The 23,846-nt window shown below is 68.5% G+C and carries 23 protein-coding genes; 16 read left to right on the top strand and 7 right to left on the bottom strand.

The window, feature by feature from the left end; all coding sequences use genetic code 11:
• Window positions 1-25 precede the first annotated feature (25 nt).
• From FBZ87_RS16905 to lpxC, 13 genes are all read left to right on the top strand, one after another.
• Window positions 26-1,522: a UDP-N-acetylmuramoyl-L-alanyl-D-glutamate--2,6-diaminopimelate ligase gene (locus FBZ87_RS16905; RefSeq protein WP_246134440.1), complete on the top strand. Its 1,497-nt coding sequence runs from the start codon at window positions 26-28 to the stop codon at window positions 1,520-1,522.
• Window positions 1,519-2,985: a UDP-N-acetylmuramoylalanyl-D-glutamyl-2,6-diaminopimelate--D-alanyl-D-alanine ligase gene (locus FBZ87_RS16900; RefSeq protein ID WP_145611503.1), complete on the top strand. Its 1,467-nt coding sequence runs from the start codon at window positions 1,519-1,521 to the stop codon at window positions 2,983-2,985. Before FBZ87_RS16905 ends, FBZ87_RS16900 begins: the two co-directional genes overlap by 4 nt.
• Before the next feature lie 13 nt (window positions 2,986-2,998).
• Window positions 2,999-4,081 (top strand): phospho-N-acetylmuramoyl-pentapeptide-transferase, encoded by a 1,083-nt coding sequence (gene mraY, locus FBZ87_RS16895; protein WP_411861186.1) that lies wholly within the window; start codon window positions 2,999-3,001, stop codon window positions 4,079-4,081.
• 9 nt (window positions 4,082-4,090) lie between these two features.
• Window positions 4,091-5,530, top strand: coding sequence for a UDP-N-acetylmuramoyl-L-alanine--D-glutamate ligase (gene murD / locus FBZ87_RS16890; RefSeq protein ID WP_145611501.1), 1,440 nt, complete (start codon window positions 4,091-4,093; stop codon window positions 5,528-5,530).
• On the top strand, window positions 5,527-6,651 hold the full coding sequence (locus FBZ87_RS16885; RefSeq protein WP_145611499.1) for an FtsW/RodA/SpoVE family cell cycle protein: 1,125 nt from the start codon (window positions 5,527-5,529) through the stop codon (window positions 6,649-6,651). Before murD ends, FBZ87_RS16885 begins: the two co-directional genes overlap by 4 nt.
• A gap of 11 nt (window positions 6,652-6,662) precedes the next feature.
• On the top strand, window positions 6,663-7,754 hold the full coding sequence (gene murG, locus FBZ87_RS16880) for an undecaprenyldiphospho-muramoylpentapeptide beta-N-acetylglucosaminyltransferase (RefSeq protein WP_145611759.1): 1,092 nt from the start codon (window positions 6,663-6,665) through the stop codon (window positions 7,752-7,754).
• Window positions 7,755-7,860: 106 nt separating this feature from the next.
• Window positions 7,861-9,306, top strand: a complete 1,446-nt coding sequence (gene murC, locus FBZ87_RS16875; RefSeq protein ID WP_145611497.1) for a UDP-N-acetylmuramate--L-alanine ligase — start codon at window positions 7,861-7,863, stop codon at window positions 9,304-9,306.
• 1 nt (window position 9,307) lies between these two features.
• The gene (murB, locus tag FBZ87_RS16870; protein ID WP_342780918.1) at window positions 9,308-10,261 is read left to right on the top strand and encodes a UDP-N-acetylmuramate dehydrogenase; all 954 of its coding nucleotides are present in this window, start codon (window positions 9,308-9,310) and stop codon (window positions 10,259-10,261) included.
• Between the two features lie 270 nt (window positions 10,262-10,531).
• Window positions 10,532-11,464: a D-alanine--D-alanine ligase gene (locus FBZ87_RS16865; RefSeq protein ID WP_145611495.1), complete on the top strand. Its 933-nt coding sequence runs from the start codon at window positions 10,532-10,534 to the stop codon at window positions 11,462-11,464.
• Window positions 11,452-12,402, top strand: coding sequence for a cell division protein FtsQ/DivIB (locus FBZ87_RS16860; protein ID WP_145611493.1), 951 nt, complete (start codon window positions 11,452-11,454; stop codon window positions 12,400-12,402). Before FBZ87_RS16865 ends, FBZ87_RS16860 begins: the two co-directional genes overlap by 13 nt.
• 13 nt (window positions 12,403-12,415) lie before the next feature.
• Window positions 12,416-13,693, top strand: coding sequence for a cell division protein FtsA (ftsA, locus tag FBZ87_RS16855; RefSeq protein WP_145611491.1), 1,278 nt, complete (start codon window positions 12,416-12,418; stop codon window positions 13,691-13,693).
• A 130-nt stretch (window positions 13,694-13,823) separates the two neighbouring features.
• The gene (gene ftsZ, locus FBZ87_RS16850) at window positions 13,824-15,602 is read left to right on the top strand and encodes a cell division protein FtsZ (RefSeq protein ID WP_145611489.1); all 1,779 of its coding nucleotides are present in this window, start codon (window positions 13,824-13,826) and stop codon (window positions 15,600-15,602) included.
• 497 nt (window positions 15,603-16,099) lie between these two features.
• Entirely contained in the window at window positions 16,100-17,053 is a 954-nt protein-coding gene (gene lpxC, locus FBZ87_RS16845; protein WP_145611487.1) for a UDP-3-O-acyl-N-acetylglucosamine deacetylase, read from the top strand.
• A 187-nt stretch (window positions 17,054-17,240) separates the two neighbouring features.
• On the opposite strand, the gene FBZ87_RS30080 is transcribed toward lpxC, so the two are convergent.
• Window positions 17,241-17,372 carry a hypothetical protein gene (locus FBZ87_RS30080; RefSeq protein WP_276328575.1) on the bottom strand — a complete coding sequence of 44 codons (132 nt, stop codon included), beginning with the start codon at window positions 17,370-17,372 and terminating at the stop codon, window positions 17,241-17,243.
• Window positions 17,373-17,452: 80 nt separating this feature from the next.
• Window positions 17,453-17,590: a hypothetical protein gene (locus FBZ87_RS29280; protein WP_186291146.1), complete on the bottom strand. Its 138-nt coding sequence runs from the start codon at window positions 17,588-17,590 to the stop codon at window positions 17,453-17,455.
• Between the two features lie 306 nt (window positions 17,591-17,896).
• On the opposite strand from FBZ87_RS29280, the gene FBZ87_RS16840 reads away from it, so the two are divergent.
• On the top strand, window positions 17,897-18,355 hold the full coding sequence (locus FBZ87_RS16840) for a DUF4265 domain-containing protein (RefSeq protein WP_145611485.1): 459 nt from the start codon (window positions 17,897-17,899) through the stop codon (window positions 18,353-18,355).
• A gap of 110 nt (window positions 18,356-18,465) precedes the next feature.
• Here FBZ87_RS16840 and FBZ87_RS29275 read toward each other — a convergent pair whose 3' ends face one another.
• The 5 genes from FBZ87_RS29275 to FBZ87_RS16830 all read right to left on the bottom strand — a co-directional run bounded on the left by FBZ87_RS29275 (window position 18,466) and on the right by FBZ87_RS16830 (window position 20,678).
• Complete coding sequence (locus tag FBZ87_RS29275; RefSeq protein WP_186454806.1) at window positions 18,466-18,609, bottom strand: hypothetical protein; 144 nt, start codon at window positions 18,607-18,609, stop codon at window positions 18,466-18,468.
• A 64-nt stretch (window positions 18,610-18,673) separates the two neighbouring features.
• The gene (locus FBZ87_RS16835; protein WP_145611483.1) at window positions 18,674-18,985 is read right to left on the bottom strand and encodes a hypothetical protein; all 312 of its coding nucleotides are present in this window, start codon (window positions 18,983-18,985) and stop codon (window positions 18,674-18,676) included.
• Between the two features lie 183 nt (window positions 18,986-19,168).
• Window positions 19,169-19,324: a hypothetical protein gene (locus FBZ87_RS29270; protein WP_186454805.1), complete on the bottom strand. Its 156-nt coding sequence runs from the start codon at window positions 19,322-19,324 to the stop codon at window positions 19,169-19,171.
• 36 nt (window positions 19,325-19,360) lie between these two features.
• Window positions 19,361-19,498 carry a hypothetical protein gene (locus tag FBZ87_RS29265; protein WP_157999494.1) on the bottom strand — a complete coding sequence of 46 codons (138 nt, stop codon included), beginning with the start codon at window positions 19,496-19,498 and terminating at the stop codon, window positions 19,361-19,363.
• Between the two features lie 256 nt (window positions 19,499-19,754).
• Window positions 19,755-20,678 carry a hypothetical protein gene (locus FBZ87_RS16830; RefSeq protein WP_145611481.1) on the bottom strand — a complete coding sequence of 308 codons (924 nt, stop codon included), beginning with the start codon at window positions 20,676-20,678 and terminating at the stop codon, window positions 19,755-19,757.
• 290 nt (window positions 20,679-20,968) lie between these two features.
• On the opposite strand from FBZ87_RS16830, the gene FBZ87_RS16825 reads away from it, so the two are divergent.
• Window positions 20,969-22,018 (top strand): outer membrane protein assembly factor BamD, encoded by a 1,050-nt coding sequence (locus FBZ87_RS16825; RefSeq protein WP_425465732.1) that lies wholly within the window; start codon window positions 20,969-20,971, stop codon window positions 22,016-22,018.
• 128 nt (window positions 22,019-22,146) lie between these two features.
• Window positions 22,147-23,832: a DNA repair protein RecN gene (gene recN / locus FBZ87_RS16820; RefSeq protein ID WP_145611477.1), complete on the top strand. Its 1,686-nt coding sequence runs from the start codon at window positions 22,147-22,149 to the stop codon at window positions 23,830-23,832.
• The last annotated feature ends 14 nt before the right edge of the window (window positions 23,833-23,846 follow it).

Genomic DNA, 23,846 nt, shown 5'->3' with positions numbered 1-23,846 from the left:
CCGGCATCACGTGTGAGAGGGACCCTTGCGTCTGACCGATCTGATGGCATCGCGCACCGAAATCGCCGTATCGGCGCTGGCCCTGGAACGGGACCCCGAGATCACCGGCCTGACCGCCGACAGCCGCGCGGTCAAGCCGGGCATGCTCTTTGCCGCCATGCCGGGCAGCGCCCGCGACGGGCGGGACTTCATTCCCCAGGCGGTGGCCGCCGGCGCCGTGGCCGTGCTGGCGCCCAAGGGCACCAAGCTGCCTGAAAACCTGCCCCATCCCGTCAGCCTGATCGAGGACGCCAATCCCCGGCGGCGCTTCGCCCTGCTGGCGGCGGCCTTCTACAAGCGCCAGCCCGCCACCATCGCCGCCGTCACCGGCACCAACGGCAAGACCTCCACCGCGCAGTTCACCCGGCAGCTGTGGTCCCTGCAGGGGCACCAGGCCGGCGCCATGGGCACCCTGGGCCTGATCGCCCCCGGCTTCCCGCGTGAGGACAGCCTGACCACGCCCGACCCGGTGGCCCTGCACAGCACGCTGTCGCGCCTGGCAGAGGGCGGCATCACCCACCTGGCCATGGAGGCCAGCAGCCACGGCCTGGACCAGTTCCGCTTGGACGGCGTGCTGGTCACCGTGGGCGGCTTCACCAACCTGACCCGCGACCATCTGGATTATCACGGCACCATGGAGGCCTACTTCAAGGCCAAGGCCATGCTGTTCGACCGGGTAATGCCGCGCGGCGCGACCGCCGTGGTCAACGCCGACATCCCCGAGTTCCAGGCCCTGGCCGACCTGACGCGCGCCCGCAAGCAGACCCTGATCAGCTTCGGCGAGCTGGCGCGCGAGCTGGCGGTGAAGTCCCTGCGGCCCCTGCCCCAGGGTCAGGCCCTGACCCTGGAGGTCATGGGCACCCGCCATGACATCGTCCTGCCGCTGGTGGGCCGCTTCCAGGTGTGGAACGCCCTGTGCGCGCTGGGCATGGTCATTGGCAGCGGTGCCGAGCCGCAGGCCGCCGCCGGTCTGCTGTCGCAGCTGGACGGCGTGCGCGGCCGGCTGGAACTGGTGGCGACGCTGGACAATGGCGCCGCCGTCTATGTCGACTACGCCCACACGCCCGATGGGCTGGAGACGGTGCTGAACAGCCTGCGGCCCCATGCGGAGGGCCGCCTGTCCGTCGTCTTCGGCTGCGGCGGCGACCGTGACCGGGGCAAGCGTCCGATGATGGGCGCCATCGCCGCCCGCCTGGCCGACCGCGTCATCGTCACCGACGACAACCCGCGCACCGAGATCCCCGGCGCCATCCGGGCCGAGGTGCTGGCCGGCTGCCCCGGCGCCACCGAGGTGGACGACCGTGCCGCCGCCATCGCGCTGGCCATCGGCGAGCTGAAGGCCGGTGACGTGCTGGTCATCGCCGGCAAGGGGCATGAGCAGGGCCAGATCGTGGGCAAGGAGGTGCGCCCCTTCGACGACGCCGCCGTCGCCCGCGGCGTCCTGGGCCTGCGGGGGGGCATGGCCCCAGGGGGTGCCGCATGACCCCGGTCCAGGCCAAAACCGTGCTATGGACAGCGGCCGATGCCGCCGCCGCCGCGAACGGGCGCGCCCAAGGCGCCGACTGGGCCGCCACCGGCGTGTCCATCAACACCCGCACCCTGAACCCCGGCGACCTGTTCGTGGCGCTGAAGGGCCCCAACTTCGACGGCCACGCCTTCGTCGGGACGGCGCTGGAGCGCGGGGCCGCCGCCTGCCTGGTAAGCCAGGTGCCGGACGGCGTCGCCGCCGACGCGCCCCTGCTGGTGGTCGACGACACGCTGGCGGCGCTGGAGGATTTGGCGCGGGTTGCCCGACTGAACACCACCGCCAAGGTCATCGCCGTCACCGGGTCCGTGGGCAAGACCAGCACCAAGGAATTCCTGCGCACGGCGCTGGGCGCCTTGGGGACCACCTTCGCCACCGAAGGCAACCTGAACAACCACCTGGGCCTGCCCCTGTCGCTGGCCAGCCTGCCGGCCGACGCGCGCTTCGGCGTGTTCGAGCTGGGCATGAACCACGCGGGTGAAATCGGCCCCCTGTCGCGCATGGCGCGGCCGGACATCGCCATCATCACCACGGTTGAGGCGGTGCACCTGGAGTTCTTCGCCTCCGTTGAGGGCATCGCCGACGCCAAGGCCGAGATTTTCGAGGGCATGTCCCGCCAGGGCACGGCCATCCTGAACCGTGACAACCCGCAATATGCCCGCCTGCTGGCCGCCGCCCGCACCCAGGGCATCGGCCACGTGCTGAGCTTCGGCGCCACCGCCGGGGCGGACGCCCGCCTGATCGACCTGGATCTGGGCCCGACCGGCAGCGATGTGACGGCCGAGATCCAGGGCCAGGTCATCCGCTACACCCTGGCCGTCCCCGGCCGCCATCAGGCGCTGAACAGCCTGGCCGTGCTGCTGGCCGTGTCGGCGGCCGGCGGCGATCTGGCCACCGCCGCCCAGGCCCTGGCCACGCTGGCGCCCGTCAAGGGCCGGGGGGTGCGCCAGACCGTGCCGCTGCCCACCCATCCCCATGGGGGCGGCAGCCTGACCCTGATCGACGAAAGCTACAACGCCAGCCCCGTGTCGGTGGCGGCCTCCGCCGATGTGCTGGGCCATACCCAACCGGAACCCGGCAGCCGCCGCGTGGCGGTGCTGGGCGACATGCTGGAACTGGGCCCGGACTCTCCCAAGCTGCATGCCGGCCTGGCCGACGTGCTGGTGGCGGCCGACGTCCATCTGGTCTTCACCTGCGGCCCGAACATGCGCCATCTGTTCGACCGCCTGCCGCCCGAGCGCCGGGGCGCCCATGCCGACACCAGCGCCGAACTGGCGCCGCTGGTGGGTGCCGCCGTACGCGCCAACGACATCGTCATGGTCAAGGGTTCCGCCGGCAGCCGCATGGCGCTGGTGGTCGATGCCCTGAAGGCCCTGGACCATCCGCCCCCCTCTTCCTCACCCGCCGTCTCCGGGAGCTAAGACCCGCCCCATGTTGTTCAATCTGCTGTTCCCGCTGGCCGACGACTTCCAGCTTTTCAACCTGTTCCGGTACATCACGTTCCGGACGGGCGGGGCCATGCTGACGGCACTGATCATCAGCTTCGTCATCGGCCCTGGCGTCATCCGCTGGCTGAAGTCCATGCAGGGGTCGGGGCAGCCCATCCGCACCGACGGGCCGGAGACGCACCTGAAGAAGAAGGGCACGCCCACCATGGGCGGCCTGATGATCATGATCTCGGTCCTGATCTCCACCGTTCTGTGGGTGGATGTGACCAACGCCTACACCTGGATCGTGCTGCTGGTGACGGTGGGCTTCGGCCTGGTCGGCTTCGGCGACGACTTCCTGAAGCTGACCAAGCGCAACACCAAAGGCCTGTCCGGCCGGGGCAAGATGGTGGCCATGATCGCGGTCTCCGGTGTCGCCACCGCCTGGTACCTGCATGTGGCGCAGAGCCCGCTGGATACCAGCCTGGCCGTGCCCTTCCTCAAGGACGTGCTGATCCCCCTGGGCTTCCTGTTCGGCCCCTGGGCGGTGTTCGTCATCGTCGGCTCCAGCCACTCCGTCAACCTGACGGACGGCCTGGATGGCCTGGCCATCGTGCCCATCATGATCGCCGCCGCCAGCTTCGGCCTGATCGCCTACCTGTCGGGCAACGCCGTCTTCGCCAACTACCTGCAGATCCATCACGTTCCCGGCACGGGTGAACTGGCGGTGTTCTGCGGCGCCCTGGTGGGTGCCGGCCTGGGTTTCCTGTGGTTCAACGCGCCGCCGGCCATGGTGTTCATGGGCGACACGGGCTCGCTGGCCATGGGCGGCGCGCTCGGCACCGTCGCCGTCATCACCAAGCATGAGCTGGTGCTGGCCATCATCGGCGGCCTGTTCGTGCTGGAAACCGTGTCGGTCATCGTGCAGGTCGCCAGCTTCAAGATGACGGGCAAGCGGGTGTTCCGCATGGCGCCGCTGCACCACCACTTCGAAAAGAAAGGCTGGTCCGAGCCGACCGTCGTCATCCGCTTCTGGATCATCGCCGTCATCCTGGCCCTGGCCGGCCTGTCCACCCTGAAGCTGCGTTAAGCCCCGCCCATGTCCCAGCCCATCCTCCTCCCTTCCTTCAAAGGCCGCCGCGTGGCGGTGATGGGCTTGGCGCGTTCCGGCCTGGCGGCGGCGCGCGTGCTGGCCGCCAGCGGAGCCGACGTGCTGGCCTGGGACGATGGGGTCGGGGGCCAGAAGGCGGCGGAGGCCGCCGGCATCCCCCTGACCAACCTGCATGAGGCGGATCTTTCGGGTGTCGCCGCCCTGGTGCTGTCGCCTGGGATCCCCCACACCTTCCCGGCACCACATCCGGTGGCGGCCCGCGCCAAGGCCGCCGGCGTGCCCATCATCGGCGATGTGGAACTGCTGCGCCTGGCCCAGCCGGATGCGGCCTACGTCGGCATCACCGGCACCAACGGCAAGTCCACCACCACCGCCCTGACCGGCCACATCCTGGCCTATGCCGGCCGCACCCTGGCCGTGGGCGGCAACCTGGGCATCCCCGTCCTGACCTTCCCGGCACTCGTTGCGGGCGACGTCTATGTGCTGGAGATGTCCAGCTATCAGCTGGAGCTGACGCCCTCCCTGGGCTTCGACGCCGCCGTGCTGCTGAACATCACGCCCGACCACCTGGACCGCCACGGCGGCATGGACGGCTACATCGCCGCCAAGCGCCTGATCTTCCAGGCGGGCGCCCGCGACCTGTCCAAGCCCCCGGCCGTCGCCATCCTCGGCGTGGATGAACCCAACACCGCCGCCATGGCCGACAGCCTAGAGGCCGAGGGCGGCCGCAAGGTCGTACGGATCTCGTCGGAACGCCCGGTCCCAGGCGGCGTTCATGCCGCCTGGGGCGTGCTGGTGGACGACACCGGGGGCCAGGCGCTGAGCGTCGTGGACCTCCGCCAGTGCGCCGCCTTGCCCGGCCGCCACAACTGGCAGAACGCCTGCGCCGCCTACGCCGCCACCCGCGCCGTGGGCGTGGCGCCGGATGTGATCGCCGAGGCGATGCGCACTTTCCCCGGCCTGGTCCACCGCCAGCAGACCATCGCCACCCTCGATGGCATCCGCTTCGTCAACGACAGCAAGGCCACCAACGCCGACGCCGCGTCCAAGGCCCTGGGCTGTTACGAGGACATGTACTGGATCGTCGGCGGCAAGGCCAAGGAGGGCGGGCTCAGCGGCCTGGAACCCTTCATGGGCCGGGTGCGCCACGCCTTCCTGATTGGTGAGGCGACCGAGGCATTCGCGCCCTGGCTGGAGGGCAAGGTCAGCTATGGCCGCTACGGCACGCTGGACCAGGCCGTGCCCGCCGCCTACGCCATGGCCAGGGAAGCCATGAAAGCGAATGGAGCCGGGGGCACGGTGCTGCTGTCGCCCGCCTGCGCCAGCTTTGACCAGTATCCCAATTTCGAGGTGCGGGGCGACGCCTTCGTCCGCATCGTGCGCCAGTTGGCAGGCCAGTTGGAAACCGGAAAGGACGGGACGCCATGATCACGCTGTCGCGTACCGACCAATCCGTCATCGGCCGCTGGTGGTGGACCGTCGACCGCTGGACCCTGGCCACCGTCTTCCTCATCGCCACCATCGGCGTGGTGCTGATCCAGGCCGCCAGCCCGCCGGTGGCGGAGCGCATCGGCCTGGATAACTTCCACTTCATCCAGCATCACGTGATGATGCTGATCCCCACCCTGATCGTCATGGTGGGCGTGTCGCTGCTGTCGCCCAAGGGTGTGCGGCGCATGGCCATGATCATGTTCCTGCTGTCGCTGGTGGGTGTGGCCCTGACCCTGGTGTCGGGCGTGCAGATCAAGGGCGCCACGCGCTGGATCCACCTGCCCGGACTGTCGGTCCAGCCCTCGGAATTCATCAAGCCCGCCTTCGCCGTGGTCGCCGCCTGGCTGTTCGCCCAGGCCCGGCACACCAACAACGTGGTCTATTTCGGCGTCTGCATCGTCTTCTACCTGATGATCGTGGCCCTGCTGCTGATGCAGCCCGACCTGGGCATGACCTTCGTGGTCAGCGCCGTGTGGTTCGGCCAGTTCTTCATCGCCGGCCTGCCCATCCTGCTGGTGGCGGTGCTGGTGGTCTGCGGCCTGTCCGGCCTGGTGGGCGCCTACTTCCTGTTCCCGCACGTGCAGAGCCGTGTGAATCGCTTCCTGGATCCCGCCGCCGGCGACAACTACCAGGTCCAGCGCGCGCTGGACGCCTTCCAGCACGGCGGCCTGTGGGGTACCGGCCCCGGACAGGGCACCGTCAAGATGACCATCCCCGACGCCCATGCCGACTTCATCTTCGCCGTGGCGGGGGAGGAACTGGGCATGCTGTGGTGCCTGTTCATCGTGCTGCTGTTCGGCGTGGTGGTGATGCGCAGCTTCGCCCGGGCCTATGGCGAGCAGAGCCTGTTCGTCATGCTGGGCTCGGCCGGCCTGGCCATGCAGTTCGGCCTGCAGGCCTGCATCAACATGGCCTCCAGCCTGCACATGATGCCGACCAAGGGCATGACCCTGCCCTTCATCAGCTATGGCGGATCCTCCCTGATCGCGCTGGGCATCGGCGTCGGCATGCTGCTGGCCCTCACCCGCAAGCGCTTCGGCCAGGGGGACCTGCCGTGACCGCTTCCCCGATGGGCCCGATCGTCCTGGCGGCCGGCGGCACCGGCGGCCACCTGTTCCCGGCGGAGGCGCTGGCCCGCACCCTGCGCGCCCGGGGCCTGCCCGTCGTGCTGGTGACCGACACGCGCGGCCATGCCTTCGGCGAGGGGCTGTCGGACATCCCGGTGCACCGGGTCAGCGCCGGCACGCCGGGCCGGGGACTGGTGTCCAAGGCGCGCACGGCCCTGTCCCTATTGGCCGGCACGATGCAGGCCCGCCGCATTCTGAAGGATTTGAAGCCCGCCGCCGTGGTGGGTTTCGGCGGCTACCCCTCCGTCCCCACCGTGTTCGCGGCCCAGCGCCTGGGCATCCCCGTCGTGCTGCATGAGCAGAACGCCGTGATGGGGCGGGCCAACAAGATGCTGGCCGGCGGCGCGCGGCTGATCGCCACCTCCTTCCCGCAGGTCAGCGGCCTGCCCCGCCACGTGGCCAGCGTGCGTACCGGCAACCCCGTACGCCCGGCCATCCTGGACCTGGCCGGCCGGCCCTACACCGCCCCTACCGGGACCCTGTCCGTCCTGGTGACGGGGGGCAGCCAGGGCGCCTCCGTCTTCAGCACCATCCTGCCCGCCGCCGTCGCCCGCCTGTCCCCGGAGCATCGCCTGCGCCTGAGCATCAAGCAGCAGGCCCGGCCGGAGACCATGGAGCAGGCGCGGGAGGGGTACGCCGGCCTGGGCGTTGACGTGGAGTTAGCCCCCTTCTTCCGCGATATGGCCGGCCGGCTGGATGCCTGCCACCTGGCCATTTGTCGTTCCGGTGCCGGAACGGTGGCGGAATTGGCCGTTGCCGGCCGTCCCGCCATCCTGGTGCCCTACCCTCAGGCCATGGACGATCACCAGACCGCCAACGCCAAGGCCTTGGTCGAGGCCGGCGGCGCCTGGCTGATGCCGCACGCCCAATTCACGGCCGAGGCGCTGGCCCAGCGCCTGGCCGCCTTCCTGGACGACCCGGCGCCCCTGGTCCTGGCGGCCGCCGGTTCCCGCTCCTTCGCCATTCCGGATGCGGCCGAGCGCCTGGCCGACGCGGTGCTGGACGTCACCCAGGGCGGGAGGGCCGCCGCATGAGCACCCCTCATATGACAGGCTTCCCCAGGGTGCCGCCCTTCGCCTATGGTCCCGCCGCCGCGGGCTGGACCCGCGCGCATTCCCCCTATCGCAGCGGAGACGGCCAATGAGGGCGATGCCCCTGTCCATCGGCACCATTCATTTCGTGGGCATCGGCGGCATCGGCATGTCCGGCATCGCCGAGGTGCTGCATAACCTGGGCTATTCCGTCCAGGGCAGCGACCTGGCCGATAACTACAACGTCAAGCGCCTGCGCGACCTGGGCATTCCCGTATCCATCGGCCAGCGGGCGGAGAATTTGGGCGACGCCGCCGTCGTCTGCATCTCCTCCGCCGTGAAGCGCGACAACCCCGAGGTCATGGCCGCCCGCGCGGCCTTGATCCCCGTGGTGCGGCGCGCCGAGATGCTGGCGGAACTGATGCGCCTGAAATGGTCGGTGGCCATCGCCGGCACGCACGGGAAGACCACCACCACCTCGCTGGTGTCGGCCCTGCTGGACGGCGCCGGCTTCGATCCCACCATCATCAACGGCGGCATCATCAACGCGCTCGGCACCAACGCCAAGCTGGGCTCCGGCGACTGGATGGTGGTCGAGGCGGATGAGAGCGACGGCACCTTCACCAAGCTGCCCTCCACCATCGCCGTCGTCACCAACATCGATCCCGAGCATCTGGATTTCTACGGCACCTTCGACAAGGCGCGTGAGGCCTTCGACCAGTTCGTGCAGAACATCCCGTTCTACGGCTTCGCGGCACTGTGCATCGACCATCCCGAGGTACAGGCCCTGATCAGCCGGGTGGATCGCCGCATCGTCACCTATGGCTTCAACCCCCAGGCCGACCTGCGCGCCACCAACCTGCAGACCACCGTGCAGGGCGCCTTCTATGACGTCGTCGTCTCCGACCGCGTAGCGGGGGAGGAGCGGACCATCACCGGCCTGCACCTGCCCATGTACGGGCTGCATAACGTGCAAAACTCGCTGGCCGCCATCGCCGTCGCCCTGAACATGGGCATCAACGACGACAGCATCCGCCAGAGCCTGGCCAAATTCAGCGGCGTGAAGCGCCGCTTCACCAAGACGGGCGAGAGCAACGGCATCGTCGTCATCGACGATTACGGCCATCACCCGGTGGAGATCGCGGCGGTGCTGAGTGCCGCCCGCACCGCCGGCAACGGCCGCACCATCGCGGTGGTCCAGCCGCACCGCTATACCCGGCTGCAGAGCCTGTTCGAGGAATTCTGCACCTGCTTCAACGACGCCGACGCCGTCATCGTCGCCGACGTCTATGCCGCCGGTGAGACGCCCATCCCCGGCGTCGCCAAGGAGGCGCTGGTCGACGGCCTGCGCACCCACGGCCACCGCCACGCCCTGCCCCTGCCCTCGCCCGAGGCGCTGCCGTCCATGATCCGCGACATGGCGCGGCCGGGCGACCTGGTGGTCTGCCTGGGCGCCGGCAGCATCACCACCTGGGCCAACGCCCTGCCGGCGGAGTTGGACCGCCTGTTCGGCACCGCCATCCCCGGTTCGCGCAACGGGGGGAGCCAGGACTGACATGATGACGGAACGGCGCACCATGGATGAAGGAGAGCTCAGCCGGGGCACCGCCCTGCTGCGCCGCCTGCCGTCCGTGCGTGGCCGCCTGACGCCCGACGCCCCGCTGGGCCCCTTGACCTGGTTCCGCGTGGGCGGCCCGGCCGACGTGCTGTTCCGCCCGGCGGACGAGGACGACCTGGCCCAATTCCTGGCCGCCTGCCCGGCCGACGTGCCGGTCACCGTCATCGGTGTCGCCAGCAACCTGCTGGTCCGCGACGGCGGCGTGCGCGGCGTGGTCATCCGCCTGGGCGGCAGCTTCGCCCAGGTCTCCGTCGAGGGTGATCTGGTCCACGCCGGCGCTGGCGCCCTGGACCTGACCGTGGCGCAGACGGCGCAGGCCGCCGGCCTGGCGGGGCTGGAGTTCCTGTCCGGCATCCCGGGCACCATCGGCGGCGCCATCCGCATGAACGGCGGCGCCTATGGCGGGGAGACGGTGGACGTGATCGAGACGGCGGTGGGCATCGACCGCCAGGGTCACCGCCACGTCTACAGCCGCGACGACCTGCACCTGACCTACCGTCACTGCGGCGTGCCCGAGGACGTGATCTTCACCGCCGCCGCCCTGCGCGGGACGGCCGGCGACAGGGCCGCCATCCAGGCCCGCATGGACGAGATCGCGGCCGCCCGGGCCGCCAGCCAGCCCGTGCGCGCCCGCACCGGCGGCTCCACCTTCGCCAACCCAGCCGGCGAGAAGGCCTGGGCCCTGGTGGACAAGGCCGGGTGCCGCGGCCTGGTGGTCGGCGGCGCCCAGATGTCGGAAAAGCACGCCAATTTCATGCTGAACCTGGGCGACGCCACCGCGGCCGATATCGAGGCCCTGGGCGAGGAAGTGCGCCGCCGCGTTCTGGAGACGTCGGGCATCACCCTGCGCTGGGAAATACGCCGCATCGGGGTGCCTTTGGACAAGGGTTGAGGCGCCCGCGAATCAGTCCTGAGCGGGTGCGGTAATCGCCGAAGGCCGAGTCGATTTTCGACCCGTCCGGAGGACATAGGGAAGGACTACGGGTAGTTATACCCCGGTTGCACCGGCCTGGACATTTCAACGCTATAGCTAGCGGTTTTCAAAAAGAGGCGCCAAGAAACTCACAAAATGTTGCGTTTCCCAGCGGTTCTGCAAAGGTGGGCTATCCTCTAGGGATTGTGTCGCCTGGCTGAACCGCCTCAGCCGATAGGGAGCCGTTTGATGAGTGGTCACCAGCCTAAGCATGTCACCGTCCTGATGGGCGGGTGGTCTGCCGAGCGCGAGGTGTCGCTTGTCAGCGGCGCGTCCATCGTCACCGCCTTGGAATCCAAGGGTTATATCGTGCGCGCCGTGGATGTGCAGCGCGACCTGGCCAGCCTGCTGGCCGCGCTGACGCCCAAGCCCGACGTCATTTTCAACGCCCTGCACGGCCGGGGCGGCGAGGACGGGATGATCCAGGGCGTGCTGGAATATCTGGGCGTGCCCTACACCCATTCCGGCGTCATGGCCTCCGCCGTTGCCATGGACAAGGCCATGACCAAGCGCGTGCTGGGCACGGTGGGCATGCCCCTCGCCCAGGACGTGATCGCCACCCGCGAGGATGTCCTGGCCGGCCATGTCATGGAACCGCCCTACGTCATCAAGCCGGTGGATGAAGGCTCCAGCGTCGGCGTGCGCATCGTGCGCGCGGGCCACAACGGCCCCGCCATCGAGGCGGAGCACTGGGTCTATGGCGACACCGTGATGGTGGAGAAGTTCATCCCCGGCCGCGAGCTGACCGTGGGCGTGGTGGGCGACCGCGCCTTGACCGTGACCGAGATCGTGGCCAGCACCGAGTTCTTCGATTACACGGCCAAATACACCGAGGGCCACGCCGTCCACGTCTGCCCGGCCCAGATCCCGGCAGAGGTGGCGGAAGAAGCCAAGCGCCTGGCCCTTCTGGCCCACCAGACCCTGGGCTGCAGCGGCGTCAGCCGCAGCGACTTCCGCTGGAACGACAGCAAGCCCGGCGTCACCGGGCTGTGCTTCCTGGAGACCAACACCCAGCCGGGCTTCACGCCCCTGTCGCTGCTGCCGGAACAGGCGGCCTACGTTGGCCTCAGCTACGCCGACCTGTGCGGCTGGATTGTGGAGCACGCGGCATGCCACGGGTGACGCATCCCTCCAGCCCCGGCTTGTTCCCCGAGGGCGACAGCCCGCGCAGCCGCATCGCATACGAGACGCGGCGGACGACGCAGAAGGCCGCCCAGGCCGCCAACCGCCGCCGCGCCGTACCGCGCTGGCAGCAGTTCCTGGGCCGCCGGGCCACCGTCATCGTGCCGCTGGCCCTGGTCGGCGGCCTTGTGCTTTGGGGATGGGCCAGCGGCAAGCTGGCCGCGGCCGGCAACGCGGTGGACGCCGCCTTCCTGGACGTGACCGCGCGCGGCGGGCTGCGCGTGCAGGAGGTGCTGGTCAAGGGCCGCAAGGAGACCGACGGCGCCCAGGTGCTGGCCGCCCTTGGGGTGGAGCGCGGATCGCCCATCCTGGGCTTCGACCCGCACGCGGCGCGCAAGCAGCTGGAGCAGATCCCCTGGATCGCCAGCGCCCGCATCGAGCGGCGCCTGCCCGACACCCTGTTCGTCGTGCTGACGGAACGCCAGCCCATGGCCATCTGGCAGCACGAGCAGAAGCTGGCCCTGGTGGATGCCGAGGGCACGGTGCTGACCGACCATAACCTGGACCACTTTCCTAACCTGCCCATCCTAGTGGGCGAGGGTGCCCCCAAGCAGGGTCGCGCCCTGCTGGCGGCGCTGGCGTCCGAGCCCACCATCCAGTCCCGCGTCGACGCCGCCGTGCTGGTGGGCGCCCGCCGCTGGGATCTGCACCTGAAGGGCGGCCTGGAAGTGCGTCTGCCGGAAGTGAACTACGAGGCGGCCCTGCACCAGCTGGCCGCGCTTGAGGCATCAGACAAGATTTTGGAGCGCGACGTGGTCGCCATCGACCTGCGCGTGCCGGACCGGCTTGTTGTCCAATCCTCGCCCGCCGCGATCGCGGCCAAAGCGGCGGCGAAGGCCGCGGACAAGAAGCGCCAGGCGGCGGCGAAAAAGAACTGAGGCGGACCAGACCATGGCATTCACCGTAACCGGCCGGTCCAAGCCCAAGCGCGTGGCGCGCGGGGGCACCATCGCCGCCCTCGACGTGGGCAGCAGCAAGGTCGTGTGCTTCATCGCCCGGGTGGAGGAGCCCGGTTCCATCCGCGTGGTCGGCATCGGCCACCAGGTGTCGCGCGGCGTGCGCGCCGGCGCCATCGTGGACATGGAGGCGGCGGAGACCGCCATCGGCACAGCCGTGCACGCGGCCGAGACCATGGCCGGCGAACAGATTCGCGAGGTGCTGGTGGGCCTGTCCGGCGGGCAGCCGGAAAGCCAGACCCTAACGGTGGAAACGGGCATCTCCGGTTCCGAGATCACCGACCACGACCTGCGCCGCGCCCTGGCCCATGCCCGCAACCTGAACGTCTCGGCGGATGCGGAGCTGATCCATTCCATCCCCGTGGGCTACACGGTGGACGGGTCCAGCGGCATCCGCGACCCGCGCGGCATGGTGGGGGAGCGGCTGGGCGTGCGCCTGCATGTGGTGACGGCCGCCGCCGGCCCGGTGCGCAACCTGAATTCCTGCGTCGGCCGCTGCCACCTGGGCGTGGAAGGCTTCGTCATGTCCCCCTTCGCCGCGGGCCTGTCCTGCCTGGTCGAGGATGAGATGGACCTGGGCGTCACCCTGATCGACATGGGCGGTGGCACCACCAGCATCTCCGTCTTCTTCGACGGCAAGATGGTGTGGACCGACAGCGTGCCCATCGGCGGCAGCCACGTCACCAGCGACATCGCCCGCGGCCTGACCACGCCGCTGGCCCATGCCGAGCGGTTGAAGACCCTGTACGGCAGCGCCCTGCCCGCCCCATCGGACGAGCGTGAGATCATCGACGTGCCGCAGATCGGGGAGGAGGACCGGGCCCAGGCCCACCACGTGCCGAAGTCCCTGCTGGTCGGCATCATCCAGCCCCGGCTGGAAGAGGTGTTCGAGTTCGTGCGCGGGCGCCTGGACGCCTCGGGCTTCGCCAAGCTGGCCGGCCGTCGCGTCGTCTTGACCGGTGGCGCCAGCCAGCTGCCCGGCATGCGCGAGCTGGCCCAGCAGGTGCTGGACAAGCAGGTGCGCCTCGGCCGCCCCTTGCGCATCGGCGGTCTGGCGGAATCCGTGGGCGGTCCCGCCTTCTCCGCCGCCGCGGGCCTGCTGGCCTACGCCGTCCAGCAACATGCCGAGGCCCCGGCCCTGGCGCCCTTGATGGAGCCCAGCGGCGGCGGCTGGCTGGGCCGCATGGGCAACTGGCTGAGGGACAATTTATGACCCCGGCAACCGCCCTCAAGAGATTCAGGCCACCGCCATTGCGAACGCGATGTCCCGGCCGAAGACCGACGAACCCGACCCAAGACCTAACCGCACCGTATTCCGGACGCTCCGCAGAGGGGACAACGCCATGACCATCAAAGTCACCATTCCGCCGGTGGAAGTGCTGACCCGCCCGCGCATCACCGTGTTCGGTGTCGGCGGCGCCGGCGGCAACGCCGTCAACAACATGATCCGCTCCAACCTGGAAGGGGTGGAGTTCGTGGTCGCCAACACCGACGCGCAGGCGTTGACCGGCAGCGAGGCCACCAAGCGCCTTCAGCTGGGCAGCACCATCACCCGCGGTCTGGGCGCCGGTTCGCGCCCCGACGTGGGCCGTGCCGCCGCCGAGGAACAGCTGGAGGAGATCCTCTCCTACCTGGAAGGCACCAACATGTGCTTCATCACCGCCGGCATGGGCGGTGGCACGGGCACGGGTGCCGCCCCGGTGATCGCGCGCGCCGCGCGGGAACAGGGCATCCTGACGGTGGGCGTGGTGACCAAGCCCTTCCATTTCGAAGGTGCGCACCGCATGCGCATCGCGGAGCAGGGCATCAACGAGCTGGCCGGCTATGTCGATACGCTGATCATCATTCCCAACCAGAACCTGTTCCGGGTGGCGAATGAGAAGACCACGTTCGCCGACGCCTTCAAAATGGCCGACGACGTGCTGCACTCCGGCGTGCGCGGCGTGACCGACCTGATGGTCATGCCTGGCCTGATCAACCTGGACTTCGCCGACATCCGCACCGTGATGACGGAGATGGGCAAGGCCATGATGGGCACGGGCGAGGCCACCGGCGAGCGCCGGGCCGTGGAGGCCGCCGAGGCCGCCATCAGCAACCCGCTGCTGGACGACGTGTCGATGAAGGGCGCCCGCGGTGTCCTGATCAACATCACCGGCGGCTATGACATGACCCTGTTCGAGGTGGACGAAGCGGCCAACCGCATCCGCGACGAGGTCGACCCCGACGCCAACATCATCTTCGGCTCCACCTTCGACGCCCAGCTGGACGGTAAGATGCGCGTCTCCGTGGTGGCGACCGGCATCGAGACCCTGGCCGGCCAGCAGCCGCGCCAGCAGCCGGCTGCCCCGCAGTTGTCGGTTGTCAGCACCAGCGCCGTGCGCCGTGCGCCGGCCCCGGCGGCCACGCCCTCGGTCAGCACGCCCGTCCGCCCGGCCGGCGCCAGCTACCACGCCGCCCTGACCCCGGCGCCGGTGGCGCCGACGGCCGCCGCTCCGGCGGTTTCGGCCGCCATGACCGCCCCGCTTGCGGCCCCGGCGGCGGCGCAGCCCGCGCCGCAGATGGCCGTTCCCGCCCCGGCGCCCTTCACCCCGGCGGCCGAGCCGGCCCCCGCCCCCGTAGCGGCGGCCCCGGCCGTCGAGGTGGCGCCGGAGCCTGTGGCCGAGCAGCCGACCCCCCGGACTGAGGTGCCGATGCGCGCCCCCGCTCCGGGCGCCCTGCGCGGCGAGCGCAGCGGTGGCGGCTTCATCCCGCCGCGTCCCGCCGACGCCGGTCCGCGCCTGGGCGCGCCCAACCCCGAGCGCTACACCCCGCCGCAGGCGGAGCCGCGCAAGAAGGGTATCTTCCAGCGCATGTTCGGTTTCGGCGGTGATGAGCCGGCCCCGGCCCCGCAGGTCCAGCACCCGCAGCCGGCGCCGCGTCAGCCCGCCCCCGCCGCGCACTACGCCCCGCAGCAGCACGCGCCGCAAGTCCAGCACCCGCAACCGGCGCAGCAGCACGCCCCGGCCCCGCAGGCGGCCCCCCGCCAGCAACCGGCCGTGCATCAGGAGCCCGGCCTGGGCCGCGCGCCGGGCGAGGACAGCTCGCTGGACATCCCGGCGTTCCTGCGCCGGCAGGCCAACTGACGGTGTCGAATTGCCGGCACGCGTGTGACTGACGTCACTGCATTGCATCATGTGAAGGGCCGCTTTCCGCAGGAAGGCGGCCCTTTTCATTTGCGGCGAAAAGAAGGCAAAATTGCATTTGTGCTCAAATAGATACGCATAGCCTCACGTAACATTCGGTAACAAAGAGTGATTTGAAGCCTGGCGCCCACGTTGTTACTTAGGCAGCGTGACGTTCGGCTTTGGATGCACCGCAACACGCGGTTAAACACCCGGAACCAGCGCCACAGCCCAAGGCGGCAAGGCGGCAGGGTCGATTAATCGACCGATAGCCGGACCGGTCGCCGGACGTGGATGGCAGGACCCGCACATCGCGATTGAGGTGGTCACGGTTGGACCGCCCCGCCCGCCGCCCCCGTCCGAACGCAAAGTCCCCGGTGGATATAACCCTGGGGCGCACGTGATGCAGGAAAGGCCCCAGCCCGACCGTATCACGGCCGAATAAGGAAGTTGGAACCGTGTACGCCGATCGTGAACCCACCACCGCCGCCCGCCAGCAGACGCTGAAGGCCCCCATCAACTGCACCGGTGTCGGTCTGCATTCCGGCCTGCCCGTTGCCATGACGATGCGCCCGGCGCCGGTGAACACCGGCATCGTCTTCCGTCGGGTGGATCTGTTGCGCGGTGGTGCCACCGAAGCCCAGGCGGCCGTGCCGGCCCGTTGGGACGCGGTGGTGGACACCCGCCTGTGCACGGTGGTCGCCAACGCCACCGGCGCCACGGTGGGCACGGTTGAGCATGTCATGTCGGCCCTGCGCGGCTGCGGCATCGACAACCTGTTCATCGACCTGGACGGGGCCGAGGTTCCCATCATGGACGGCAGCGCCGCCCCCTTCGTCTTCCTCATCGAGTGCGCCGGCATCATCCAGCAGGAGGCCGCGCGCCGCATCATCCGCGTGCTGCGCCCCGTGTCGGTGGTGGAGGGCGAGAAGGTCGCCACTCTGACCCCGGCCTCGGGCTCCAGCTTCGCGTTCGAGATCGACTTTGCCAGCGCCGCCGTCCGCCGTCAGGAAGGCTTCGTCCGCCTGGAAGCCGACAGCTTCAAGGATGAGGTGGCCGAGGCCCGCACGTTCGGCTTCCTGCAGGAGGTGGACATGCTGCGCCGCGCCGGCCTGGCCCGGGGCGGCTCCATGGACAACGCCATCGTCATCGACGGTGACCGCGTCCTGAACGAGGGCGGCCTGCGCTTCGATGACGAATTCGTACGCCACAAGATCCTGGACGCCGTGGGCGACCTGTACATGGCGGGCTACGCCATCGTCGGCCATTATTCCGGCATCCGGTCCGGCCACGCCCTGAACAACAAGCTGCTGCGCGCTCTGTTCGCCGACGCCTCCGCCTACGAGATTGTCGAGGAAATGGACGCCGCCTTCGTCCCGGCTTGGGAGCAGCCGCTGCTGGCCACCGCCTGATACTTGAATACCTGATACTCGAATAGACGAATCACGCCGCCGTCCGTCCGGCCAACAAGCACCAAAAACCAAACAAACACCAATCACTGAGCCTCAAACGAAAAGGCCTTCTTCCCCATCCGGGAAGAAGGCCTTTTCCGTTTCCGGCCGGGAATCCCGGCCGTCGGGTCTGGACAGTATTGGCGCCTCACAGCATGGCGTTGATGCACAGGGCCATGACGGCGGCGACGGACAGCATGCCGGCGGCCTCGACGAAGGCGGACAGGCGGGCGGCAAAACCGGTGGTGACGGCGGTCTCGGTGGCGGTGACGGTGGTCATGATCTTAATCCCCTTCTGAATGATGATCGCTGGTCGGGCGATGGTCGTTTGATGAGAAGCGCGTGAGGTTTGGGTTCGGTTTACAGCATGGCGTTGATGCTGGCGGCGATCAGCAGGGCCACAGCCATCATGGCCACGCCCTCGACGGCGGCGGTGTCGGGCAACACCTTGAAAAAGCGGAAGGAAGCGGTGCGGCTGGAAGCGGCGAAGGCGGTCATTTCTCTCTCCATCAGGATCGTTGGTCGGTGATGTCCCTATAAGAGCAAGGGCCGTGCCAACTCATCAAAATGGCGGAAATCCTGGGGTGCGGGCCTTCACGCACCACCGCTTCGCCATCACACCGCCAGAATTTGGCCGCAATGACGATTTAGTGTTGAAATGAGCCATTCTATACTGTGCGACGGTGAACACTGTCCGTTTGCGTACATCATCCACCTGTCCACTGACGTACGGTTTAAGGCGGGGGTGCCGAGCGCTGTCACGGGTAAGCTGTCTGATCCGAAGGCCGCGCGGGAACCGCCGTGATGAATACCAAGCGCTCCATGATCAAGCTCACCATTCCCACCGACCCGACCGACTGGCACGGCGGTGCCATGGAGCATGTCTGGGCCACGCCTTTGGGTGGCGATCTCTACGTCCTAGAGAACTCACCGGGCAGCGCCTATGGCCTGAGCTATCAGGACATCGTCGTCGCTCACCCGGAGGATGGCCTGCTGCTATTCCGGCGCGTCCATGCCCGCCAGGGCCATTCCACCTATCGCATTCGCCTGGCCAAGGAGACGACGATTCAGGACTTCCTGCGTCATTGGCAAGCCATCCAGGCGCTGGGCTGCACCTTTGAAGGCGAGTTCGGTGGGCGCGGATACATCGTCGATATTCCCCCAGCCACAGATGCGCATGCCGCCTACGCCCTGATGATGGAGAGCGAGGACCGGGGCATCTGGATTTTTGAAGAAGCTCACTACGGCGGCCCGGATAGGTAATGTCCCAAAAGCGAAAGGCCCTCTTCCCGTATGGAAAGAAGGCCTTTTCGATTGCGCCGGACCCCCGGCCGGCGCGCCCACCACGACGGGGCGCGCTCCGATCAGCGATGTCATAGCATGGCGTTGATGCACAGGGCCATGGCACCGGCGACGGCCAGCATGCCGGCGGCCTCGACCAGGCTGGTCAGGCGGGTCATCAGGCCGGCGGTGGCGGTGCGGCGAGTGGCGGGCCGGCTGGCGGTAACGGTGGTCATGATTGCTATCCCCTTCTCTTATGGACGGCCGCTGGTCAGGCGGCGGCGTTTGGATGGTGCCAGCTTAGAGCATGGCGTTGATGCTGGCGGCGATCAGCAGGGCCACAGCCGTCATGGCGACGGTCTCGATAGCATCAATGCTGGGCAAGCCCTTGAAAAAGCGGAAAGAAGCGGTGCGGCTGGCGGTGGCGTAGGCGGTCATTGTCATCTCCATCAGGATCGGCGTTTGGCGATGTCCCCATAAGAGCAAAGGGCGTGCCAACACATATGAATCCATATATTTCAATAATTTAAACTGAAACTCATCCACCATTAACAGTGGCGCCGCCATTAAGTAGCCGCATTTGCAATTTATTGCCAAAATACGCGACGCCACCCTGTGCGCCTCCGAACACTGTCCATTTCCGGACACTCATTCCGACCCTCCCCACCCGCGACCCCAAAAGCGAAAGGCCCTCTTCCCCATCCGGGAAGAAGGCCTTTTCGGTTGTGCCGGCGATCCGGCCAGCGCCGCTCCCTTTATGACGCACAGGAGCGGCGCGGATATCCCTGGGGACGTTTACAGCATGGCGTTGATGCACAGCGCGATGACGGCGGCGACGGCCAGCATGCCAGCGGTTTCGACCACGGCGGCAGCGCGCGGCAAGACGGCGCTCAGGCGGTCGGCGAAGCTGGTGACGTTGCTGTTCGGGGCGCTGACGGTCCGGGTGCTCATGATTGCGTATCCCTATCTTCGTTCAATGTGTCTGGATCAAAGCATCGTGTTCACGCTGACGCTGATCACCAGCGCCACGGCCAGCATGGCGACGGTCTCGACCATCTCGGTGCTGGGCAGATACTTGAAGAAACGGAAGGAAGCGGTGCGGGGCGCGGCATTGAAGGACGACATCTTGATCTCCATCGGAGCGTGGTGGGTTAATGCCTGCCTTATCAGCAAGGGGTGTGCCAACCGCCGAAAGCCGCGGGATTCCGTCGTTCTTGGTTAAGGGTTTATGGGTCGTTGACCAGACGGCGCCACTAATTGGCCGCATTCGCCACATTTGGCGAATATGACTACCATTTCAGCGTCCGAAATCGCCCACTGTCCGTTTGCGGACAGATGGAACCGTCCATCGCCGGACAGCGGACCACTATCGACAGCCCCGTCAGCCGCCGAACCACACCTTGGTGTCGAGGTAGCGGGACGCTAGGAAGCGGTAGAGGCGGCCGATCTCAAGCATCGCCTCGTCCTTCGCTGGGTCCAGGGCCTTCCAGCGCTGGGGAAGGTCTTCCCAGGCCAGGGTTTCGAAGTGCAGGTTGTCCCTATGCCGGCGCAGCATGGCGACCGTGCCCTCGAACTGCTTCAGCGCCGCCACGGCCTCGCCCGTGCCGGCCTCCACCTCATCGAACCAGGCGCGATACTTTTCCACCGGCACCTTCAACAACGACTGGATGCGGCGCAGCTGGTGGTCCAGCTCGCGATCGCCGCGCGCCAGCTTCTGCATCTCGCGCAGCTTGCGGCCGATGTCGAACACCGGTTTGAAATACTCCCGCAGCGCCTCCAGGAAGGCCAACTCGTTGGCCAGCACCTCCACCCTGTCCACCACCTCCTGCTTGCGTTCGACGGCCACGCCGACCAGAGCGGCGATCTCGGCCGCCTGCTCGCGCATGCGGCGCTTGGCCTCCTCGCTCTCATCCAGGGCGGCCGTGGCATCGGCGCGGGCGCCGGCGATGGCCTTCAGCAGCGACCCGCCGATCTTGATGAAAGCCAGGTCGCGGTGGCGGGACTCGATGGTCCAGGAGGCCGTTCCGTCCACGATTTCCGATGGGATGCGGTCCCCGTTATGGATGATGCGCACGAAACGCAGGCTCTGCGCGACCATGCCTAGGAGCTGGCCGTCGCCGCTTTCCGGAGAGATGGAGAACATCTGCGCCACCTGCCGCAGGGGAATGGCGCCCCGGGCGTCGCCCAGGTCGATCTGCAGCACCGGCTCGCCATGGCTGAGCGTGAAAAAGGAATTGGGCAGGCACAACGCCGGATGCGCGAAGTTGAATTCCGTGATGCTGGGCTTGGCCGTCTTGTCGGGCATGGCGGTGGAAGAGTGTCCTGGAAAGGCGACTTAATAAAGTATCTAGCGGTTGCCCTGCCGTACATCCACCCCCGAACGCGGTCGCGTGTCGATGCAAAAATGCCCTGCCGGCCTCCATCCTATACACCCGCGTAGGATGAGCGCGCTGGTGGCCGAGGTTCCCGGCGGGCCCGGTTTTTGAGAAATTTCGCTGTCAGGCCGACAATGTGCCGCTTGGCGACGGGCGGTTGACCCGTGCTATAACACGCCGTCGCGCATCCCGCCGCCTATTCCGCTCCGAGAAGATGCCCTTGTCCTTCCCTCGCATTGCCTTGTCGCCCCGTCGCCTCCGCCGCCTGGTCCCGCTCGCCGCCCCCCTGGCGCTGCTCGCGGTTGCGGCTTGCTCCAGCGATGAGAAGGAGGCCCCCTACATCGAACGCCCGGTGGAGCAGATCTACTCCGAGGCGGGCAACGCCATCGATCGCGGCGAATACCAGAAGGCGGCCCTGCTGTTCGGCGCCGTGGAACAGCAGCACCCCTATTCCACCTGGGCCATGCGCGCCGAGCTGATGGCCGCCTACGCCTATTACCAGGCCAACAAGTATGAAGAGGCCATCGGCTCGCTGGACCGCTTCATCAGCCTGCACCCCGGCAACCCCAACGTCGCCTACGCCTATTACCTGAAGGGCCTCTGCTATTATGAGCAGATCTCCGACGTGCGGCGCGACCAGACGCCGACCGTGCAGTCGCTGAAGGCCCTGGAAGAGGTCATCCGCCGCTTCCCCACCAGCCCCTATGCCCGCGACGCCAAGCTGAAGATTGACCTGACCCGTGACCATCTGGCGGGTAAGGAGATGGACATCGGCCGCTATTACCAGAGCGTGGGCCTGAACCTGGCCGCCATGAAGCGCTTCCGCCAGGTGGTGGATCAGTACCAGAGCACCAGCCATGTGCCGGAGGCCCTGCACCGCCTGGTGGAGGTCTACCTGTCGCTGGGCATGCTGGATGAGGCGCGCAAGGCCGCCGCCGTGCTGGGCTACAACTACCCGGGCAGCGACTGGTACCAGAACACCTACGACCTGGTGAAGGACCTGCCCAAGCCGCGCGTCATCCCGGTCAACCTGACGGCCCAGCCCGCCGACATGCCGGCGGCCACCCCAGCGGCCGGCCCCCGCGCCGGCGCACCGGTCGCGGCCCCCGAGGGCCAGACGGCACCGGCTGTGGACAAGCCGGATGCCAAGCCGGCCGATCTGAAGGCGCCAGACCAGAAGACGACCGACCAGAAGGCCGACGACAAGGGCGAGAAGCCCCGCCAGGAAAGCAAGGACCGTGGCTTCTTGGGTTGGCTTTTCGGCGATTAAGTCCTAGAAAAATCATATCCCGACAGCGGGGCTCCGGATCGGCGACAGACCAGTCCGGGGCCCTTGTCGTCTAAAGAGTGCCGTCTGGAAGTATCGTCCCCAAGGCTCGCAAAACCGGGTGAGTTGCCATGCTGGCGTCCCTCTCGATCCGTGACGTGGTCCTGATCGAACGGCTGAACCTGTCGTTCGGCCAAGGCTTGTGCGTGCTGACCGGTGAGACCGGCGCCGGCAAGTCCATCCTGCTGGATGCGCTGGGCCTGACCCTGGGCGGCCGGGGCGACAGCGGCCTGGTGCGCCACGGTGCCGACCAGGCGACGGTGGTGGCCGAGTTCGATCTGGCCGCGCGTGGAGCCAATGGAGGATCGGACCATCCCGCCCTGGCCCTGCTGCGCGAGCAGGACCTCGATGCCGACACCACCCTGGTCCTCCGCCGCACCGTCACCGCCGATGGCCGCTCCCGCGCCTTCATCAATGACCAGCCTGTGGGCGTGGCCCTGCTGCGCCGCGTGGGTGAGACGCTGGTGGAGGTGCACGGCCAGTTCGACACCCATGGCCTGCTCAACCCCCTGACCCACCGCGACCTGCTGGACGACTACGCCGGTCTGGCGCCCAAGCGCGCGCAGGTGTCCGGCCTTTACCGCGCCTGGCAGGCAGCGGAGGCGGCCCGCGCCGATGCGGACCGCGAGGCCGCCCGCGCGCGCGAGGAAGAGGAATACGTCCGCCACGCGCTGTCCGAACTGGATGCGCTGGATCCCAAGGACAACGAGGAAGAGGCGCTGGCGGAAAAGCGCGCCGTCATGATGCATCGGGAAAAGCTGGTTGAGGCGCTGACGGGTGCGGCCGGCGACATCTCCGGCGAGCGCGGGGCCGAGCGCGCCATCGCCAACGCCCTGCGCCACCTGACCCGCGTGGCCGACAAGGCCGCCGGCCAGCTGGACCCGCTGATCGCGGTCCTGGACCAGGCGGCGGCCGAGATCGGGGAGGCCGCGCGCACCCTTCAGGTCATGGCCGGCGACATGGACCATGACGGCGCCAGCCTGGAAAAGCTGGAAGAGCGGCTGTTCGCCCTGCGCGCCTGTGCCCGCAAGCACGGCATCGGCGTGAGCGGCCTTGCCACCCTGCGCGCCGACTTCGCCCGCCGCCTGTCGCTGATCGAGGACCAGGGCGACCTGCTGACCCGCCTGGCCAAGGACGCCGCCGAGGCGAAGCAGGCCTACGCCACCGCCGCGTCGTCCCTGACGGAGGAGCGGCGCCGGGTGGCCGGCAAGCTGGACCGGGCCGTGATGGCAGAGCTGGCCCCCCTGAAGTTGGAGAAGGCACGCTTCGTCACCGCGGTGGAGCCGGTGGGAGAGGCCGAGTGGGGCCCCGGCGGCAGCGACCGCGTGGCCTTCACCGTCGCCACCAACCCCGGCGCCCCCCCGGGCCCGCTGGCCAAGATCGCGTCGGGCGGCGAACTCGCCCGCTTCATGTTGGCGCTGAAGGTGATCCTGGCCCAGGTGGGCACCGTACCCACCCTGGTGTTCGACGAGGTCGATACCGGCATCGGTGGTGCCGTGGCCAATGCCGTGGGTGAACGCCTGGCCCGTTTGGGTGCCGGCCTGCAGGTTCTGGTGGTGACGCACAGCCCGCAGGTGGCGGCGCGCGGCCAGCAGCACCTGAACGTGCGCAAGCGCGTGGCCGCCGGCAAAACCACCACCGACGTGGTCATCCTGTCACCGGAGGAGCGGCGGGAAGAGATCGCCCGCATGCTGTCGGGTGCCGAGATCACCGCCGCCGCCCGCGCCGCCGCGTCCGAGCTGATGGCCGCCGGCTGAGCCGGCGCCGTTCC

The sequence above is a fragment of the Nitrospirillum amazonense genome (assembly GCF_007828035.1).
Taxonomy (GTDB): domain Bacteria; phylum Pseudomonadota; class Alphaproteobacteria; order Azospirillales; family Azospirillaceae; genus Nitrospirillum; species Nitrospirillum amazonense.
Note: the sequence above shows the minus strand (reverse complement) of the source record. Positions and strands in the feature narration are given on the sequence as shown.